The organism is Ruminococcus sp. RTP21204st1_B2_RTP21204_210225 (assembly GCF_040914135.1).
Taxonomy (GTDB): domain Bacteria; phylum Bacillota; class Clostridia; order Oscillospirales; family Ruminococcaceae; genus Hominimerdicola; species Hominimerdicola aceti.
The window spans coordinates 94769-112339 of record NZ_JBCPGA010000003.1 but is presented as its reverse complement, the minus strand read 5'-3'; the positions used below and the strand labels follow the sequence as shown (position 1 = coordinate 112339).

The 17571-nt window shown below is 45.8% G+C and carries 17 protein-coding genes and 1 riboswitch; of the genes, 1 reads left to right on the top strand and 16 read right to left on the bottom strand.

Annotated elements, in window-relative coordinates; translation table 11 throughout:
* Positions 1-12: 12 nt before the first annotated feature.
* The 10 genes from AB5123_RS02175 to AB5123_RS02130 form a co-directional block, all read right to left on the bottom strand.
* Entirely contained in the window at positions 13-981 is a 969-nt protein-coding gene (locus AB5123_RS02175) for a DUF58 domain-containing protein (protein ID WP_267300857.1), read from the bottom strand.
* Entirely contained in the window at positions 978-1910 is a 933-nt protein-coding gene (locus AB5123_RS02170) for a MoxR family ATPase (protein WP_267300856.1), read from the bottom strand. Before AB5123_RS02170 ends, AB5123_RS02175 begins: the two co-directional genes overlap by 4 nt.
* The gene (locus AB5123_RS02165; protein ID WP_347503237.1) at positions 1898-3628 is read right to left on the bottom strand and encodes a prenyltransferase/squalene oxidase repeat-containing protein; all 1731 of its coding nucleotides are present in this window, start codon (positions 3626-3628) and stop codon (positions 1898-1900) included. Before AB5123_RS02165 ends, AB5123_RS02170 begins: the two co-directional genes overlap by 13 nt.
* A 10-nt stretch (positions 3629-3638) precedes the next feature.
* Positions 3639-5618 (bottom strand): DUF4430 domain-containing protein, encoded by a 1980-nt coding sequence (locus AB5123_RS02160; protein ID WP_347512789.1) that lies wholly within the window; start codon positions 5616-5618, stop codon positions 3639-3641.
* Between the two features lie 81 nt (positions 5619-5699).
* The gene (locus AB5123_RS02155) at positions 5700-7937 is read right to left on the bottom strand and encodes an NPXTG-anchored protein (protein ID WP_368364484.1); all 2238 of its coding nucleotides are present in this window, start codon (positions 7935-7937) and stop codon (positions 5700-5702) included.
* A riboswitch (cobalamin riboswitch) is annotated at positions 7929-8076 on the bottom strand. (Overlaps the previous gene by 9 nt.)
* Before the next feature lie 161 nt (positions 8077-8237).
* A complete protein-coding gene (locus AB5123_RS02150; RefSeq protein WP_117891394.1) occupies positions 8238-9989 on the bottom strand; it encodes an NFACT family protein in 1752 nt (583 codons plus the stop codon).
* Between the two features lie 16 nt (positions 9990-10005).
* The gene (locus AB5123_RS02145; protein WP_038672486.1) at positions 10006-10767 is read right to left on the bottom strand and encodes a Nif3-like dinuclear metal center hexameric protein; all 762 of its coding nucleotides are present in this window, start codon (positions 10765-10767) and stop codon (positions 10006-10008) included.
* A 23-nt stretch (positions 10768-10790) separates the two neighbouring features.
* The gene (locus tag AB5123_RS02140; protein WP_195249506.1) at positions 10791-11453 is read right to left on the bottom strand and encodes a class I SAM-dependent methyltransferase; all 663 of its coding nucleotides are present in this window, start codon (positions 11451-11453) and stop codon (positions 10791-10793) included.
* A 75-nt stretch (positions 11454-11528) separates the two neighbouring features.
* Positions 11529-11732 (bottom strand): DUF1858 domain-containing protein, encoded by a 204-nt coding sequence (locus tag AB5123_RS02135; RefSeq protein WP_022288179.1) that lies wholly within the window; start codon positions 11730-11732, stop codon positions 11529-11531.
* A 97-nt stretch (positions 11733-11829) separates the two neighbouring features.
* Entirely contained in the window at positions 11830-12999 is a 1170-nt protein-coding gene (locus tag AB5123_RS02130; protein WP_347503242.1) for a cation diffusion facilitator family transporter, read from the bottom strand.
* Positions 13000-13255: 256 nt separating this feature from the next.
* Between AB5123_RS02130 and AB5123_RS02125 the strand changes: the two genes are divergently transcribed.
* Positions 13256-14533 carry a glycoside hydrolase family 5 protein gene (locus AB5123_RS02125; RefSeq protein WP_081856010.1) on the top strand — a complete coding sequence of 426 codons (1278 nt, stop codon included), beginning with the start codon at positions 13256-13258 and terminating at the stop codon, positions 14531-14533.
* A 173-nt stretch (positions 14534-14706) separates the two neighbouring features.
* On the opposite strand, the gene AB5123_RS02120 is transcribed toward AB5123_RS02125, so the two are convergent.
* The 6 genes from AB5123_RS02120 to AB5123_RS02095 are packed head-to-tail and all read right to left on the bottom strand — an operon-like array spanning position 14707 to position 17563.
* On the bottom strand, positions 14707-15117 hold the full coding sequence (locus AB5123_RS02120) for a M67 family metallopeptidase (protein ID WP_329963891.1): 411 nt from the start codon (positions 15115-15117) through the stop codon (positions 14707-14709).
* Complete coding sequence (gene thiF, locus AB5123_RS02115) at positions 15114-15926, bottom strand: thiazole biosynthesis adenylyltransferase ThiF (RefSeq protein WP_117858162.1); 813 nt, start codon at positions 15924-15926, stop codon at positions 15114-15116. Before thiF ends, AB5123_RS02120 begins: the two co-directional genes overlap by 4 nt.
* Entirely contained in the window at positions 15926-16132 is a 207-nt protein-coding gene (thiS, locus tag AB5123_RS02110) for a sulfur carrier protein ThiS (RefSeq protein ID WP_022288183.1), read from the bottom strand. The genes thiF and thiS overlap by 1 nt, the downstream gene beginning before the upstream one ends.
* Before the next feature lie 12 nt (positions 16133-16144).
* Entirely contained in the window at positions 16145-16462 is a 318-nt protein-coding gene (locus AB5123_RS02105) for a co-chaperone YbbN (RefSeq protein ID WP_117891388.1), read from the bottom strand.
* On the bottom strand, positions 16462-16707 hold the full coding sequence (locus AB5123_RS02100; protein WP_022288185.1) for a sulfurtransferase TusA family protein: 246 nt from the start codon (positions 16705-16707) through the stop codon (positions 16462-16464). Before AB5123_RS02100 ends, AB5123_RS02105 begins: the two co-directional genes overlap by 1 nt.
* The gene (locus tag AB5123_RS02095) at positions 16700-17563 is read right to left on the bottom strand and encodes a 4Fe-4S binding protein (RefSeq protein WP_022288186.1); all 864 of its coding nucleotides are present in this window, start codon (positions 17561-17563) and stop codon (positions 16700-16702) included. The genes AB5123_RS02100 and AB5123_RS02095 overlap by 8 nt, the downstream gene beginning before the upstream one ends.
* Positions 17564-17571: the final 8 nt, after the last annotated feature.

Genomic DNA, 17571 nt, shown 5'->3' with positions numbered 1-17571 from the left:
TCACCTCTTTTACTATTTTATCTCGATAACACGGCTTATGCCGCTTCTTTCAAACAGCTCTGAAAACTCCGTCAGTCGCTCTTTTCCCTGCTCAGGCTGTGAAGAAAGAAGGCTGTCCAGAGCGACAGTGAAGCTGTCTGCGCTGTCGATATGCTCGAAAACTTTTCTCTGCTGAGAAAAGCTGTAAAACGCCATGTAATGCCCTATACCACCGTCTGAAAGATACATTGAAAGGCTCAGTGCCTTTGCAGCAATGCAGTCATAATCCGTTGCGGGGACATTTCCGCCTGTTTCAACGTAGATACAAAGGCTGTCAGTAACAGGCTCGCCATATTCACGGACGTAGATATCGCCAAGTCTGAAAGACAGCTTCCAGTGCACCGATTTATAGCTGTCCCCCTGACGATATTCTCTTATTCCAATAGGCTCACTGTGGTCAAAGCCCTCGTTTTCATTGCTGAAAAAGTCGCTTTCAAGGGCTTCCTTGAGCTTTGCTTCCTCGCTCTCATCTATCTCTGCTGCATCAGGCATTATGTTCACACTGCCCTTTATTTCGCACTGTGCCTTTTTCCATGTTAGCCCTGTAAAGTCAAAGGCTCTAAGTGTCAGAAACTCTGCTTTTATCTTTCCGCAGGTGTCGCTTTTTACAGTGATATCCACCTGAGCAGGCTCTCTGCTGATGATAAAATGCACCTTTATATCCTCACACTGTCCTGTGAGCATATTTCTAAGCCGCAGTTTACTGCTGTATTCGCCGCAAGTTCCTGTGAAGATAAATTTTAGGCTCATGTCCTTATTTTTCAAGCCTGTGCCGTCGCTTACCAGTGTTGCTGACAGCTTTTTCTTCGAGAATATATTTATACATACTGACAATACAAAAAGCACTGCGCACAGCCCAAGCACCGATATGCCAATGGGCTTTTTCAGCACAAAAAGCAGTATGCCCAAAGCTGTGCAAAGGCAGAAGCATAGCCTCTTCATCTGCGTTTTTCCTCATTCTCAGGGCATTTTACGCTGCCAAGTATCTCGTCAAGCACACTTTCTGCCGCAAGTCCTGAAAGCCTGCCCTTTGCAGAAAGTGATATCCTGTGGCTGCAAACATGGGCAAAAAAATCTCTTACGTCCTGGGGAACGACATATTCTCTGCCCTTATAGCACGCCCACGCCTTTGCTATCCTGCAAAGTGCCAACGCACCTCTTGGGGATACGCCCAGAGAAATATTTTCATTATGCCTTGTGGCGTCGCAAAGGTCTGAGATGTAGTCATAAACGCTGTCGTCAACAAAAACAGCCTTTGCCTTTTTCTGCATTTCTATAAGCTTTTCAGCGGTGCAGACGGCTTTCACATCTACCAGTGGATCTGAACTGCTTCGGTCTGACATTATGCTTCGCATTGCCGCCTTGTCAGGATAGCCCATTGAAAGCTTTATCATAAATCTGTCAAGCTGTGAAACAGGCAGTGCCGCCGTGCCAACTGTGCCTGTAGGATTTTGTGTTGCTATCACTGCAAAAGGCTCAGGCAGAGGATATGTTCTGCCGTCAACTGTGCAGGCCCGCTCCTCCATGACCTCCAAAAGGGCAGATTGCGTCTTGCCTGAGGTTCTGTTTATTTCGTCTGCAAGAAGTATATTCGTCATTGCCGCACCGCTGTGAAAAGTAAAGCCCTGCGCCTGTCTGTCAAAAGCCGTATAGCCTGTGATGTCGGAAGCCACAGTATCAGGGGTGAACTGTATCCTCTTCGTTTCAAGCCCCAAAGCCTTTGAAAACGCTACCGCAAGAGTAGTTTTTCCCACGCCCGGAACGTCCTCCATAAGCACATGACCCTGCGCCAAAATTGCGGCGAACACCATATCCACCACTTCGTCCTTGCCGATTATGACCTTTTTCACTTCATCTGTTATCTCACGCATTTTTTACCCTTCTTTCTTACCACTGTGAAAACTCCCACTGCACACAGCACCGCTGCCGCAGATATCACATACACTGTCACGTTTTTATCCTCTGCCTCTTTTATTATCTCATCAGCAGAAGTGACCTTTTTCCGCTCGCCTTCAGGAAGCTTTTTTATCCTCTCTGCGGTCTTTTCCAAAAGCTCCTTTTTGTCTTTTCCAACACTATCAACAGGATAAAGCTCACAGCTTATGATACTGTTAAGGTCTGATATCTCACTGTAAAGCTCGTTCGCTTTGGCGTTCATTTCTTCAAGCTCTGATATTATCTTATCCCTGTCGGAAAGGCTCTCGTCAGCCTTTGCATGGACTAAAAGCACAGCCGTAGCAGTGCAGTCCCCCGAAGTAACACCGTTTTTTCTCAGGGCTTCAAGCTTGTTCCTGTCGCTTTTTGTAAAGCCTTTCTTGCCCTTATATATTTCCGTTTTCTCGATACTGTATACACAGCCGTTTCCATGGTCTGTCTGTGCAAGCTCCACTGTGAAAGCCCTGTCGCTCAAGGTCAGGCTGTATTTTTCTGCCGCATTTTCAAGCTCTGCACCGTATCTCACATATGTGCGTTCATCACAATCAAGGTCATTGAAAAGCTTCAAGGCTTTTTCTGCGCTCTCCTCGTCTGAGATATCCGAAAGCCTGCCGTTTATGCCGTCAAGCTTTTCACGCTGTAGAACTGAAAGCTCCTCTCTCATATCGTAAATACGTCGCATCGTAAGTTCAAAACGCTTTTGTGCCGCAAGTGCGCAAAGTGCCTGCCCTGTGGCAAGCTCGTCAGAATCGCCGCCCTTTTCATGTGAAAATCCACCGTCGCTGTTCTGATAGGAAAGCAGGGCGGTCAAAAGGTCGGCATTTTTCACAAAACGGCTGTCAGCTTCGGGGTCTATACCAAGCGAACAAAGTGCTATTACTACCTGCGAATCAGCTTCTGCGCTTCCGAACGTACCTGAGCTGTCCTGCTTACCGCTTAGATACTCCACCGCTTTGTCAACGCTTTTTCTAACATCGTCACGGGAAAAATCATTGTAATATGGGGCGATCGCCTGCAAAGCCATTGCGGTGATGTCAATATCGCTTTCACCTTTTGACAGCGAAAAGCCGCCATCGGTATTCTGCGAAGAAACTATCTCGTCAAGTATACGCTCTCTGTCAAACTCTGCACCCTCTGGGGTCTTGTAGCCCATTGTATCAAGGGTCAAAAGTGCAAATATCCAGCCGTTAAGGCCCTGTTTGCCTACGGAATTATTTTCATCTCTGTCGTAAACACCGCCTTTTACAAGGTCTATGCCCCCAAGGTCGGCAGGATCGCCTCCCATTGCGGAGGCTGTTATGGCGCACCTCTGCCACTCGGTAGCGTTGTCGGTATCTGAAAGAGCTTTCACACGCTGAGAAAGCGCAGTGAGATAAGCCTCATAGTCCTCCTCAAAACCAAAGCGTGAAATGCCTATGGCAAGCCAATCGGAGCTTCCTATGCCTGCGTTTTGCAGAAAATCCCCCGAAAAAATGCTCTCGTCCTGAGAAATGCCCATTTTGTCACGCTGCCACTGACAGACCTTTTCTGCGCTTTCAGTTATCCTGTCCCTTTTATCTGCGTTATCTGCATTCACCGCAGGAACATTTGTCAGAAGCATTACTGCCCCTGCAAACGCCGCCACTAATCTGCCAAGAAAACCTCTCGTTTTCAACGATATCCTCCTACCATGTTTTGTCATAGCTATCCTGTGAACCTGTTATATCTCTGCCGTAGGCAACTGTGAACGCAAGCCTAACAGTGTCGCCGTCGGTGAAGTTCACCTTGCCCATGCCGTATGCAGGCATATTGCCGTTTACAGTGTACACCCAGCCTGAGCCGTAGGTGTAGTCAAATTCTCCAAGGCTGTCGGCATACTGTGTGTTGCTGTCTGCAATGCCATCATTTTTTACAAGCTCCGCAAGCTCGCTGTTTACTGCTCCACCTGAAAACGCACCGCTTTTGTGTATTCGGCTTAGATATCTCTGATCGCCCTTGCCTGTAAAGTCGCCTGTGAAGCCGTTTTGCTGAAGAAAACGCTCTATAACGTCAACGCCTGTGTCCCCCTCGTATATTGCCACCTCAGAGCCTGCGGCAAGCTGTCCAAGCCCTATGGTATCGGCGTCAAAGCTCATTGTTATAACGCCTGTCTGCTCGCCCTTTTGTGCGCTGACAGAATTTATGGTATAGGCATGATCCGCATATCTGCCCTCGGGGTCATACACCCTTATTTCAAGAAGATTTGCCCCGCCAGAAAGCTGGAGATAATAGGCTGAGTTCCTGTCCTGTGCGATACACTCAACAGAAAGCCCATTTAGCCAGACCTCGGTCTTGTCGGCATATATCCTTCCGCCCTTATAGTCCTGTGCGTTAAATCTGAGGGTGAAGCCCGAGCCTTTCACTGTCTGTCCGTTGGTGACGTTTATATACGTTATCTCAGGTCTTGTGGTATCGTCAGCAATGGGTACATAGGTGACAGTGAAATATCTGTCTATATTTTTGTCACCGTCTTTTGCATAAAGTCTTATACGGTTATCACCGCTTTGGAGGGTGCAGGTATAATTATCTCTGCCCGAAAGCTTTTTGCCGTTTAGAATAACGCTTAGCTTTGCACTGCCGCTTTGACCTTTCATTCTCGCATAGAAGCTAAAATCGGCGTCATTTACAGTGCGGTCGTAAAGGTCGGTATCGATGGAAAACTCCGCAGGAGTGTATTTTATCTTAAAGCTTTTTTCAGCCTTTGAGCCGCCCTTTTCCGCAGAGAGGGTTATAGTATTCTCGCCCTCAGAAAGCTGTGCGGTAAAAGTTTCACCACCGGAAAGCTTTTCACCGTTGACTTTTACTGTCAAAGGTATCTTATCACTGCCGTAAAAAGCTGTGGCTGAAAATGTTATGCTTTCTGTGTCAGTATCCTTATCAGCAAGGTCGGTGTCAAAGGTTATCTCCTTTTTATCAAAATAAACTGTATAGTCCTTATAAGCCCTTTTCACCTGACCGCTTTTGTCTGTATAAGTGCAGGCAACACGGATAGTATTTTTTCCTGCGTGAAGGGTAACGCTGCCCGAAAACTGATTTACAACGCTGTCGTTCACAGTGACCTGAACTTTTTGCACTGTGAGAGCTTTGTTTTTATGTGTTATTGTGAACTTATACAGGTTTTTTTTTACACGCTCGCCCTCTTTTATAGAGGTGGTGAAATATTCTGTGTCGGTGTTCTTTGTGACAGTTTCGGTCTTGCTGTCAGGCTTTTTCTTTACCTCGTCAGACTTATTTTCACCTTGGGTATTTATGGTAACATTCGTGTTCCCGCCATTTACTGTCGGGGAATTTCCGTCGCTTTTGTCAGCCTGCGGAGAGCTTTCTGTTGTATCTGTATTGCTGTCGCTACTATCAGTGTTATCACTGTCATCTGCCTGTGAGCTGTCCATATCTGAGCTTTCGTCCTTTGGCTGAGAGCTTGTTTCATAGCCCTCTCCGCCCTGTCCGTCCTCCTCCGCAAGGCTTTCAGACAGTGCTGAAAACGGATTTTCAGGGGTCTTATAACTGCTCATATTATAAAAACGCATACACAAAAAAGCCGCTGCGATAAAAAACGCCGCTGCTGACAGCATTATTATTTGCCTGTTTTTTTGTGTATGCTTTTTCATAATATTCTCACTTTTCATATCACAGAAAATGCCCGCCCCCTGAAAATAGAGGGCGAGTATCCTGCAAAATAACTTATATCTTAATTGTCTTAATTTTTTTTACTTTCTCTTTCTTGAAACTGTAAGAGCTCCGCTGATAAGAAGTGCAAGACCTGCTACGCAAACGCCTGCTGTCGCACCTGTGTTAGGGTTAGCCGCACCTGCGTTATTTGCTGTCTTTGATGAGCTGTCAGCCGCCTTTGATGTGTCAGCACTGCTTACTGACTCTGCGGCTGATGAAGTGGCAGAAGATGTATCCTCAGAGTTTGCAGAAGATACTGTGCTTTCGGAAGATACGTCAGATGAGCTTACAGAGCTTTCTGCTTCTGATGAAGAGCTTGGTGTCTTGAGTTCTTCAAGCTTTTCCTCTGCGGCCGTAAGAGCGTCAACATTGCCTACATATTCCTTAAGGTCGCCAAGAGCGTCATAAGCGACTCTTGCTGCCTTGATGTCATTCTCGCTGTCAAGTGTTATCTCGCCAAGGTCACTGATAAGCTTCTCAACAGCCTTTACGCTGTCATAATCCTCTGCAGCAAGAACTGTTACGTTGATAGTTGTTTCAACAGGTGAAACGGCAACGCCGGTTGTGTTTGCAGCACCCTCGTTTGTCTTATCTCTGTACATACCATACTTGTATGTAACAGTAACGAAATCATCGTCTGCTGTAAGAGCAGTATCGTCGATAGTCACATAATCTGTAACGTCTTTCTTCACACCGTTTTTGAGAACTGCGTAAACCTTCAAGTCGGAAGCGTCATAAGCTTCGCCCTCTTTGCATACTGTCTTAGCATTTTCGGTCACAAGCTTTTCCACCTCTGAGCCGACAGCCATTATGTAGCCTGAATCGTTCTTGAAGTAGATAGTGCCGTTTTCGTCTGCAACAAGGTCAGCTATAGCATACTGTGCCTGAGCACCTGTTGGTGTGAAAAGTGACGGAGCTGTTTTCTTTCCGTTTACTATCTGAGCGTCAAGAACTTCTGTTACGCCCTTTTTATCCTTTACATAGCGGATAGCGCCTGCTGATGCGTTCTCTGAGAAGTAAACATAGTTATAGCCGTTCTCATTCACAACGCCAAGACCTGAGGTCTGTGGATAGCCCTTTGTTTCTGCCTTGTATGCTATCTCAAAGCTGTCAAGGTCGATAACTGCAATAACACTGCCCTTATAGTCGCCCCAGCCTGAGCCGTTTACGCCAACATAAGCTCTTCCGTTAAGAACTGTAGGAGTTGATGTGCTTGCGCCACCAAGTGCAATGCTGTCAAGCTTTGTGAAATTGCCCTCATCGTCTATTGTTGCCTTATAGAAATAGCCCCCGTTAGATGTGAAATAATAAGCGTCTGTATCCTTATCGTAAGAAATAGTGCTTCTTACTCCTCCACCTACTGTATACTTAGTATCTATAACGCTTCCTGAGTTTTTGTCAAGAGTAACTATTCTTGCAGGGTCGGTAGTGTTTGCCTTTGCATTTTCCATGCCGAGAACGACAAAATCGTCAGTTGCATATGCGCCTGCCCAATAGAAACCGCTTTTGTTTGTGAATATCCACTTTGGTGACTTCTCTTCATCTGTTGTGTCAGGATCTTCGTCCTTAACGTCTATGCAAACATACTGATCGTTTTTTCCTGAACCATAGTTGCAGAAGCCTGTGTAGATACAGCCGTCATTATAGTAGATAGGGCTTACAGACTGACCACCCACGCTGTCCTTGTATACCCACAGCGACTCGAGGGTGTCAGCGTCAAATGCCTGAATTCCGCCGTTAAAGGCTGAGAATATCATGCCGTCTGCATAAGTAACAGGCTGGATGGCGTCGCTGTTTGTGCCTGCTCGCTGTCCAACTACTGAATCCACAACGCCCGTTTCCTTGTTCATTCTCATGAGCTTGTCGCCAGATGTATAAACGATATCATCTCCAACGATAGCCACAGGCGACGGACCATCGTTCCAGCTTTTTCCTACCTTAGTTGCCCAGTTAAGCACTGCGTTATCCGCACTGTCAGGGAGGACTGATGTTGTTACGTTGTTGTTTGTTCCGTCTGAAACAAATGCGCTTACACACACGCTCAGACTAAGAGCAGTCGCAAGAGCGAAGCTAGCTGTTCTCAAAATTTTCTTCTTCATTCTTTTCTGTCCTTTCGTTGATACACACTGTTCCGCCGTCAATGCACTTTTTATGAACACCCCGACCACAGCAAAAAATGCCTTTCCGCCGAAACGAAAAAGCATTCTATCCGCTTTACTGCCTGCACAGCGATAAAGCAGACCGTCATCTTCATCGCCCAAGACAGAAATAGTCAACGAAAACACAGCAGATACCTGACTTATGACAGCACACAAAAAGCCTGTCAAACACAGTAATGGCGGTTGTGCAGGATTTGGACCTGCTTCCCTGACGGTAAGGCTTTTGCCCTGACACGCTCTACTCAGCTAACAACTTTTCAAACTGTGCTTTCTTAATATTCACATCATGATAATTATACCATATCGCTATGGATTATTCAATAACCTTTTTACACCACTAATAAGTCCGATACAACGCCGTTTTTGTGGCATTTTCATAAACTCATAGGCTGAAACTTTGTTGGATATAGTTTTAGGCTATACCCTCAGTTTCTCCTCCAGCTCCGTGTCAGGCTTGACAGTGATAGTGTAGTTGTTTGTAAAAATAACCATGCCCGGCTTTGAGCCGTTTGGCTTTTTCACGTTTCTTATGAAAGTGTAGTCAACGTCCACCCTGGAGGAATTTCTTCCCTTTGAGTTGCAGGCGGCGATTATTGCCGCTTCCTCTATTGTCCTGTCAGGTGGCATTTCCCCGTCGCAGGTGACGATAACGTGGCTTCCTGTGATATCTTTGACGTGGAGCCAAAGGTCAGTTTTCTCTGCTTCCTTGCAGGTGAGGCGGTCGTTCTGTTTATTGTTCCTGCCTACCCTTATATCGTAGCCGTCAGAAGAACGGTATCTTATAGGCGGCAGAGCCTTTGGAGGCTTGCCCTTGAACTTTGAGCGCTTTACATAGCCCTCCTGAAAAAGCTCCTCACGAAGCTCGGCTATATCCCCCTCCGTCTGTGCCCTCGTTAGAGAATCGAAAACAGAATCCAGATACTTGACCTCCTGCTCGCCCTCTGCAATAAGCACAGTGAGCTTTTTCTCTGCGGTGTCGAGCTTTCTGTACTCCTTATAATACTTCTGAGCGTTCTGTGTTGGCGTAAGCCTTTTGTCAAGTGGTATCTTCACTGTAGGGCAATTCTCGTCATAAAAGTCCTGCACCTCGGCATACGCCATGCCCTTTTCCAGCGCATAGAGATTTGAAGTGATAAGGTCGCCGTAAATGCGGTATTTTTCCCTGTCCTTGCACTCTTTAAGCTCCTCACGCTGATTTTGCACACGCCTTTGAGTTCTCTCGGAGGTGTTTATAAGAAGCTTGAAAAGGTCGTTGGCTTTCTGCTTTATTCTTGAAAGGGAGTCCCTCTCCGCATAGAAATAGTCCAGAAGAACACTTGGCGACTCAAAGCTTTTTGTCACCATGAGCGCACCATACTGCGTGATATCGCAGAAGCAGAAATCTTTGAGATTGCCCTCTTTTGTTTTCAGCACTGTGTAGACGTTAGTGCCGTCATTTATGCTGTCACGGACTTTCGAGAAATAAAACCACAGCCTGTCCGCAGTGTCTCCGCTTAGCTGTTCGGCTGTTATCTCAGCACCCCTTGCCGCAAAAAAGACAGCCTCTCTTGCAAACACAGGGGATATGCCCTCCAGCGTTTTCATTATTGCCTTTGAAAGCTCCGCCGTGGGGTTTTCGACTATCTTTGCAAGAAATTCTTCTTTTGTGCAGTCAAGAAGATTCAGCCTTTCCTCTCTTGGGGGCAAAGTATACCGCGCACCGGGAAGAACCATTCTCACTGATGACATTTCCTGTCCCACACGCTTTATGCTGTCTATTATCCTGCCGTCCTCACGATAGAGGATAAGATTTGAACGCCTGCCCATTATCTCCGCCGCAAGTGTGAGATTCACCCTGTCGCCCATTTCGTTGGTGGCTTCAAAGTCAAAGAAAAGTATACGCTCAAAGCCGTCCTGCCTAATGGCAGTGAGTCTGCCCCCTGCAAGATGCTTTCTCATGAGCATACAGAACATAGGCGGTGTTTTCGGATTTTCTATATCCGCCGTTGTTATATGGACCCTTGCCGAGCCTGCACCTGTGCTGAACATAAGCTTCTGCGCACCCTCTTTAGTGCGGATAGTCATTATAAGCTCCTCTCGTGAAGGCTGGTGTATCTTATCCACCCTGCCGTCAATAAGAGGGTCAAATTCTTTTCTGAGCAAGCTCAGATAGATTCCGTCCAATGCCATTTTACTTACCTGCTTTTTATATTACTTCAACTATATCCCTGTTGCTTACGGCTATCTCTACTCTCAGATCACTGAACTTGTTTTTCAGCTCACCAGCGATAAACTCGCAGAAGATATTTTCCGTATAGAAATGACCTGCGTCTATAACAGAAACGCCCATATTCTCGCCGTCTATAAAAACGTCATGCTTTACGTCACCTGTCAAAAGCACCTGACAGCCTTTTTCTGCTGCATCAGCAAGGAACGAACCGCCTGAACCTGAGCACACTCCCACACGACTTATCTCACGCTCGCCGCCGCTGAAACGGACTACTCTACAGCCGAGAACGTCCTTTGCTCTCTGTGCAAGCTCACGGACATTCATGCCGTCACACTCGCAGACATATCCACAGCCAACGCCATGCTCCTCATGCAAAGCGCTCTCGGGTTTTAGACCCAACATTTTGCAAAGCACGTCATTCATTCCGCCCTCTGCGGAGTCGAAATTTGTGTGCATGGAAAGAGCGTTCTTTCCTCCTGCCGCAAGTATCACAGCAGGGTCGTTCGGCACGAGGGTCTTTAGTCCTCTGAAAATAACAGGGTGGTGGGTGAGAACAAGGTCAAAGTCACGCTGACAGGCTTCTCTTGCCACCTCTGCGGTGCAATCCAGTGCCACCAGCACACTCCTTACCTCTGCGGACATTTCTCCCACGTTAAGACCGCTGTTGTCATAGCCCTCCTGCAGGCGGTATGGGGCTAAATCCTCTATAAAACTATAAATATCATAAACTGTCGTCATTTTTGTCAGCTCCTTTTTGTGTGTCAAAGTCTGTCAAGCTCGCTCTGTGCAAGCTTAACAAGCCTTTCTCCCAGCTCCTTTTTGTCCTCGGACTTCATCATTCCGCTGCCTGCAACAAAAATTCTTTTTGCCTGCCTTGCGATATACTCTTTCCCCTCGCCCTCAGGCTTAACAAAGCCGAACTGCAAATATCTGTCATCACATTCATAAGACGGAGTTTTGCCTGTATACACCGCCTGCATGACAGAATATGCAAACTGACCCTCTGTGCAGGCAAGCTCTTTTTTCACCTCAAAGCCGTTGGCATAAAGCCACTTTCTAAGCACGTCCCATTTTGTCATAGGCTGTAAAACGAGGTTCACTCCGTTTTTCACCCACGGACATTTTTCAAGCAGTCTTGCAATAAGCTCACCGCCCATGCCTGCCATAACAACGTCTGTTATGCCCTCCGGGGGAACATTGTCAAGCCCGTCTGAAAGCACAGTTTTAATGCGGTCTGAAAGTCCCTCACGATTGATATGCTCCTCAGCCGACTTTAGCGGCATTGGTGCAACATCACAAGCCAGAGCCTTTTTGCACATATTTTCCTTTATCATAAAGCAGGGCAGATAACCATGATCTGTCCCCACGTCGCATACAATATCTCCTGTACAAAGCTTTGCACAGGTCACAAGTCTTTTATCCAAAGCTGTCCTCCAAAGAAAAAAATCGCCGCTCGCCCCCTGAAAAGGCGGCTGGGCGGCGAAAATAGTTCCAAACGCTTATTCTGCAAAATGCTTGTTGAGCTTTTCGAGCATTTCCTCAACAGGAACGCCATGAACAGCACAAGCCTCTTCAAGAGTTTCGCCTCTTGACGCTGGGCAGAACAGACAGTGCATACCCATTTCCATAAAGTATGGTGCTGTATTTTCATCAGCGTCCATTATATCGCCTATAATAGTATCCTTTGTAACTGTGAATGCCATTTTATATTCCTCCTATCATGATAGACCACGCACCGCAAACGCTTTGCGTTATACCTATATTATAACCAATCCTGCGAAAAAAAGCAAGCCCTTTTTATTATAATGTATCGCCCTTATCAACATTTATAACAGCGTTATATCTTCCGTCAAATTCTGTGAGCCGTTTTGATATTTTTGCTTTTACCTCGCTGTCTGAAAGTCTGAAATCAAAAGGCACTACCACGTCAAAAATAAGATTTTCACGGTTTTCTCCCTTTGTCATTCTGAAATCGTGTATTGACAAGCACTGATCGATAGACTTAACAACGTCTGTTACTATCTTTTTAGTTTCGATAGTTTGCTCGTCATGATCTGCCACCGGATCCATATGTATAGACACTGCGCAGTGATATTTTTCTTTCATGCTATCCTCAAGATCGTCTATAAGCTCATGAGCCGCCATAAAGTCCATTTCGCATGGCACTTCAGCATGAAAAGAGATAACGGTATTCCCTACACCATAATCATGTATAAGCAGATCATGGATACCGATTATCTCAGGAAAGCTCATTGCAGTGTCAACGATATCCTGAACGAACTCCTTATCAGGCTTTGAGCCGAGAAGCGGCGAAACGCTGTCCTTACAGGTCATAAAGCCTGAGCGGAAGATAAAGAGAGCAACGAGAACGCCCATATAGCCGTCTATGTTTATGTCTGTGAACGCAGAGAATACCATTGCAAGCATAACAGCTCCTGTTGCGGCGCAATCTGAAAGACTGTCAGCGGCAGAGGCGAAAAGCGAGGTGGAGTTTATCTTCTTGCCAAGCTTTCTATAGAAATACCACATCCAAAGCTTGACAGCCACTGAGCAGGCTAAGATAACGAAAGTCATAGTAGAGAAGCTAAGCTTATCGTGGGCAAAGATCTTTGAAAAAGAAGATTTTCCAAGCTCAATGCTCATCATCATTATAATAAACGAAATGACAAGACCTGAGATATACTCCATTCTGCCATGACCGAAAGGGTGATCTTCGTCTGCGGCTTTGGCCGCCATTTTAAAGCCAACCAGCGACATTATAGACGAGCCGGCGTCGGACAAGTTATTGAAGGCGTCCGCCATAACGGACACAGCCCCTGACACAAGTCCTGCGATAAGCTTTCCGAGGAAAAGCATAATATTAAGGACTATACCAGTACATGAGCCTAGGTAGCCATATTTTTTTCGGACGTTTTTATCTTTCACGTTATCTCTGTCTTTTATAAATAATCTTATAAGAAGTGCTGACATATGAATATCCCCTTTTGTTTACCAAAGTAAACTTATAAGTTTATCTACTATTATAACACATAATATTACAAAATCAAGTGCAAATGCTTATTTATATGGATATTCGCCGCAGCAGGCAATATGCAGCCACTTATTTCTCATTTCAACCACATAATAAAATTTTCTTTTCACTATTGAAAAAATTTGTGCAGTGTGCTATAATAGTCATTAGCGTTAATCGTTTACATACGCAAAAAGGAAAGAGGTTATATAAAAAATGAGAAAATTCATATCGAGAGCTGCGGCTCTGCTGCTGGCAGGAGTTATGACAGCGGCTGTGGCAGGCTGCGGAAAAAACTCCGACAGCGAGGCAAAAGACACAGCAAAGAAGTGGACAGAGCTTGACCAGACACAGATAACAGAAGCCATGGGGCTTGGCTGGAACTTAGGCAATCAGCTTGAAGCTTCCAGCGGTGGGCTGCCAAGCGAAACTTGCTGGGGCAACCCTGAGATAACCAAAGAGCTTATCGACACTATAAAGGCGCAGGGCTTCAAGACAGTAAGAATACCTGTTTCTTATCTTGACATGATAGGCGACGGTCCTGACTACAAGATAGACACTGACTGGCTGGACAGAGTTCAGGAGGTCGTTGACTATGTTGTTAACAACGATATGTTCGCTATAGTTAATATGCATGGTGACGGATATTACACTGTTGACCACAGTTGGCTGCTTTGTGCTGAAGACGATGACAAGCAGACCGAAATAAAAGACAAGTACGGCAAGGTTTGGACTCAGATAGCAGACCGTTTCAAGGACTATGACCAGCACCTTATCTTCGAGTCCATGAATGAGGAATTCAACAACGATTACGGCAAGCCTGACGAAAAAGCATATGATAACATCAACGCATACAATCAGATATTTGTTGACTCAGTGAGAGCAACAGGTTCAAACAATGAAAAACGCTGGCTGCTTCTCCCTGGTTGGAACACCAATATCGAATACACAGCAGGAGATGATTACAATTTCAAGATACCGACCGACAAGGGCTGCAAGGCTGACGGCAAGCGTATCATGATATCAGTTCACTATTATGACCCATTCAATTTCACTATTGACGAGAACAAGACCGCAAAAACTCAGTGGGGCAAATATGCGGTAAAGAATTATGACAACTGGGGTCAGGAGGATTATGTTGACAGCCAAATGGCACTTCTTAACGAAAAGTTTGTAAGTCAGGGTTATCCTGTTGTTATCGGCGAATTTGGTGCACAGGACAAGACAGAAAAGTTTGCAGACTACAATGAGTTCAGACGCTACTGGTCTGAATATCTTATCAAGGCGGCAAAGAAAAACGGCGTTGTTTGTGTATACTGGGACAACGGCTACAACGGCAACAAGGGCTTTGGCATCATAAACAGATTTGACTACACTATCACACAGCCTGACCTTATCGCAGGCATGATGAGAGCCATAAACTCCACAGACGATTATGAGATCCCGTCACCGGCAGGCTACACAGAGGTCAGAAAGAGCGCAAAGGCTTCATAAGTTTTTCACACGCAAATATGCTGATACATTTGCAGGGGCGAACAGCGTTCGCCCGTTTGATCTGCATGATGAAATAATAAAAGCAGTACTTTTTTGGGTACTGCTTTTTGTTTGTGTCTTACGAAACGAGAGTGGGCGAATTGCGGGCGAACGCTGTTCGCCCCTACTTTTTGCTATTCTATTACAAGTTCCTCTTTTGTGGAATCCGTTCCCTCGATATGGAAAGAATTGAGCACAGGCTCATCTCTGTTCATAAATGAGAGTATCATATAGCTTGCTGTCTTGTCATAAGCAAGCCTTTTATCCTCATCAGAAGGGCGTGAAGGTGACTCAGGGTGTGAGTGCCAGTTGCCCATAGGAACAAGTCCCTCTGCTCTCATATCCTTGATAGCAGCAAGCTGCTCCTTAGGGTCAAGAGAAAAATGCTCGTTTGAGTGGTCTATGTTCGTGAGAAGATAGACCTTTTTTATTATCTTGTCACTGCCCTCTTTTACTCCGCCGATAAGTCCGCAAGCCTCATTCGGCAGCTCGCTTTCAGCGTGGTGCAGTATCTTTTCATAATCGCTTTTGCTGAGTTTTATCATAGATGTACACCGTCACATTCTGCCTGTTCATAGTCGATAAGCTCTGTGATAGTAGGGTTTTCACCGCATACTGCACAGCCCTTTGTATCCTGAGGGAGCTTTACCTTTCTGAACTCCATTTTAAGTGCGTCATAAGTAAGCAGATAGCCTGTGAGAAGGTCGCCTACGCCAAGGATATACTTGATAGCTTCCATTGCCTGCAAACTTCCGATAACACCGCCCATTGCGCCGATAACGCCTGCCTGCTTGCAAGTAGGAACAGCGTCCTTCGGAGGTGGGTTCTTGAACACACATCTATAGCATGGTCCCTGACCTGGAACATAGGTCATGAGCTGACCCTTAAATCTGATGATACCGGCGTGTGAAAATGGCTTTTTAGCCATTACGCAGGCGTCATTAATAAGGAACTTTGCAGGGAAATTATCAGTGCCGTCGATAACGAAATCATAGTCCTTGATTATATCCATGATGTTCTCGCTGTCGATAAAGGTGCGGTATGTATTCACCTTGACGTCAGGGTTGATAGCCTCCATTGTTTCCTTTGCGGAAAGAACTTTTGCCTTGCCAACGTCCTGAGTTGTGTGGATGATCTGTCTTTGCAGATTTGAGAGATCTACCTCGTCCGCGTCTGCAATGCCGATAGTACCAACGCCTGCTGCAGCAAGATACATAGCGGCAGGTGCGCCAAGTCCGCCTGCGCCTATTATAAGTACCTTTGCGTTAAGAAGCTTTTTCTGTCCCTTTGCGCCAACCTCTTTAAGAATGATGTGGCGTGAGTAACGCTCAAGCTGTTCGTCTGTAAATGCCATTACTGTCCGCCTCCCATGAAGTAAAGAAATTCTACAACGTCGCCGTCTTTAAGAACTGTGCTTTCAAAAGCACCGCTCTCTACAAATTCGTCATTGATAGTTACTGTAACGTACTGTGGTGTTTCAACGTTCTCGTCGATAACGAGCTGTGCCACTGTAAGTCCCTCTGCAACGTCCTTTTTATTGCCTGCTACTGTTATAGTCATATCCATTTCTCCTTAATCTATAGAATTTATTGTTTCGGTGAGCTGTGCTTTCTTTACAGCTCCCGTAAGTCTTGCTTTTTCTGCTCCGTCCTTGAAGAACACAAGTGTCGGAACGCTTGTGACATTATACTTCTGAGCGGTTTCCCCGTCAAAGTTGATATTGAGTTTCACAAGCTTTATGCCCTCAGGGTCTTCCTCCTCAGTTTCCGCAAGAAGCGGTGACATTCGCTTACACGGAACGCAGGAATCTGAATAGAAATCTGCGATAACAAGCTTTCCTGCCTCGTTTATCTCGTTCTCGAAAGTATCCTTATTTGCTCTTACTGACATTAATCTCCCACCTTTTGTACGATAAGGTCATAAGTGCCGTCCTCATTGTCAATGAGCTTCAATATCTTGTGACCCTCTTCTTTAATGCTTCTTGGAACGTTCTGAACAGGCTCGCCGTCATTCATTTTAATGGAAAGTATCTGTCCGTCGTCAAGCTCCTCAAGAGCTACCTTTGCCTTAACAAATGTTGTCGGGCAAACCACTGTGGTGATATCCACTGTATCGTCTATTTTAAAATCAGCCATTGTTATAAACCTCCAGTATAGTATTTGTAAATTTCTCTCTGCCCACTCTGTCGATAGTGAACTTGAATCTTTCGCCAGCTTTTGCGTTATCGTCAAAGAACTGTATAGCGGTATCGCAAATCTTCATAAGAGTTTCCTTATCCTCGATAAATGGGATAACAGTTTCGCCCTTGTTGATATGGTTGCCGAAAAGTCCGCCGAATGAAACTATATAGCCGTGGATAGTATCCCACGCTTCTGTAGGACAAGCCTTGAAGCAGCGTCCGCAGAAATTGCACTTCTCTTTGTCAAGGACTATCTTTCCGTCCTCCATTGTAAGCGCACCCTGACGGCAAGCCTTTACGCACACGCCACAGCCGATACAATCAGCTTCACGCCACTCGACCTTTATGCCGCCCTTGATACCAACGTCATTTTCTTCCGCTTTAAGGCAGTTGTTCTGACAGCCTGTGATGCCGAACTTGAACTTGTGAGGAAGCTCCCTTGCGAAATATCTTTCGTCAAGCTCCTTTGCAAGAGAGTATGTATCTATACAGCCGCTTGGACAGACCGCAGCACCCTGACAGGCTGTGATAGTTCTTACTCTCGGTCCGCAAACGCCCGGTTCTGTGTCACCCTTTGCAAGAGCCGCCTTTACCTCGTCGATATCGTCAAGCTTTATAAAAGGTATCTCAACGCTCTGACGTGATGTAAGATGAACATAGCCCTCGCCGTATTTATCAGACACCTCTGCAATAGTTGCAAGCTGTTTTGCCGTAAGGTTTCCGCCCACAACTCTAAGTCTAAGTGAAAAATTATTCTTCTGCTTCTGGCGCATGAAACCGCCTTTTTTAAGTGTTGCGTAATCAACTGCCATAGTAAATT

Coding starts and splice junctions, on each gene's coding strand:
- AB5123_RS02175 (WP_267300857.1), bottom strand. CDS start 981: ATGAAGAGGCTATGCTTCTGCCTTTGCACAGCTTTGGGCATACTGCTT.
- AB5123_RS02170 (WP_267300856.1), bottom strand. CDS start 1,910: ATGCGTGAGATAACAGATGAAGTGAAAAAGGTCATAATCGGCAAGGAC.
- AB5123_RS02160 (WP_347512789.1), bottom strand. CDS start 5,618: ATGAAAAGTGAGAATATTATGAAAAAGCATACACAAAAAAACAGGCAA.
- AB5123_RS02150 (WP_117891394.1), bottom strand. CDS start 9,989: ATGGCATTGGACGGAATCTATCTGAGCTTGCTCAGAAAAGAATTTGAC.
- AB5123_RS02145 (WP_038672486.1), bottom strand. CDS start 10,767: ATGACGACAGTTTATGATATTTATAGTTTTATAGAGGATTTAGCCCCA.
- AB5123_RS02135 (WP_022288179.1), bottom strand. CDS start 11,732: ATGGCATTCACAGTTACAAAGGATACTATTATAGGCGATATAATGGAC.
- AB5123_RS02130 (WP_347503242.1), bottom strand. CDS start 12,999: ATGTCAGCACTTCTTATAAGATTATTTATAAAAGACAGAGATAACGTG.
- AB5123_RS02125 (WP_081856010.1), top strand. CDS start 13,256: ATGAGAAAATTCATATCGAGAGCTGCGGCTCTGCTGCTGGCAGGAGTT.
- AB5123_RS02120 (WP_329963891.1), bottom strand. CDS start 15,117: ATGATAAAACTCAGCAAAAGCGATTATGAAAAGATACTGCACCACGCT.
- thiF (WP_117858162.1), bottom strand. CDS start 15,926: ATGGCATTTACAGACGAACAGCTTGAGCGTTACTCACGCCACATCATT.
- thiS (WP_022288183.1), bottom strand. CDS start 16,132: ATGACTATAACAGTAGCAGGCAATAAAAAGGACGTTGCAGAGGGACTT.
- AB5123_RS02105 (WP_117891388.1), bottom strand. CDS start 16,462: ATGTCAGTAAGAGCAAATAAGGATACTTTCGAGAACGAGATAAACGAG.
- AB5123_RS02100 (WP_022288185.1), bottom strand. CDS start 16,707: ATGGCTGATTTTAAAATAGACGATACAGTGGATATCACCACAGTGGTT.
- AB5123_RS02095 (WP_022288186.1), bottom strand. CDS start 17,563: ATGGCAGTTGATTACGCAACACTTAAAAAAGGCGGTTTCATGCGCCAG.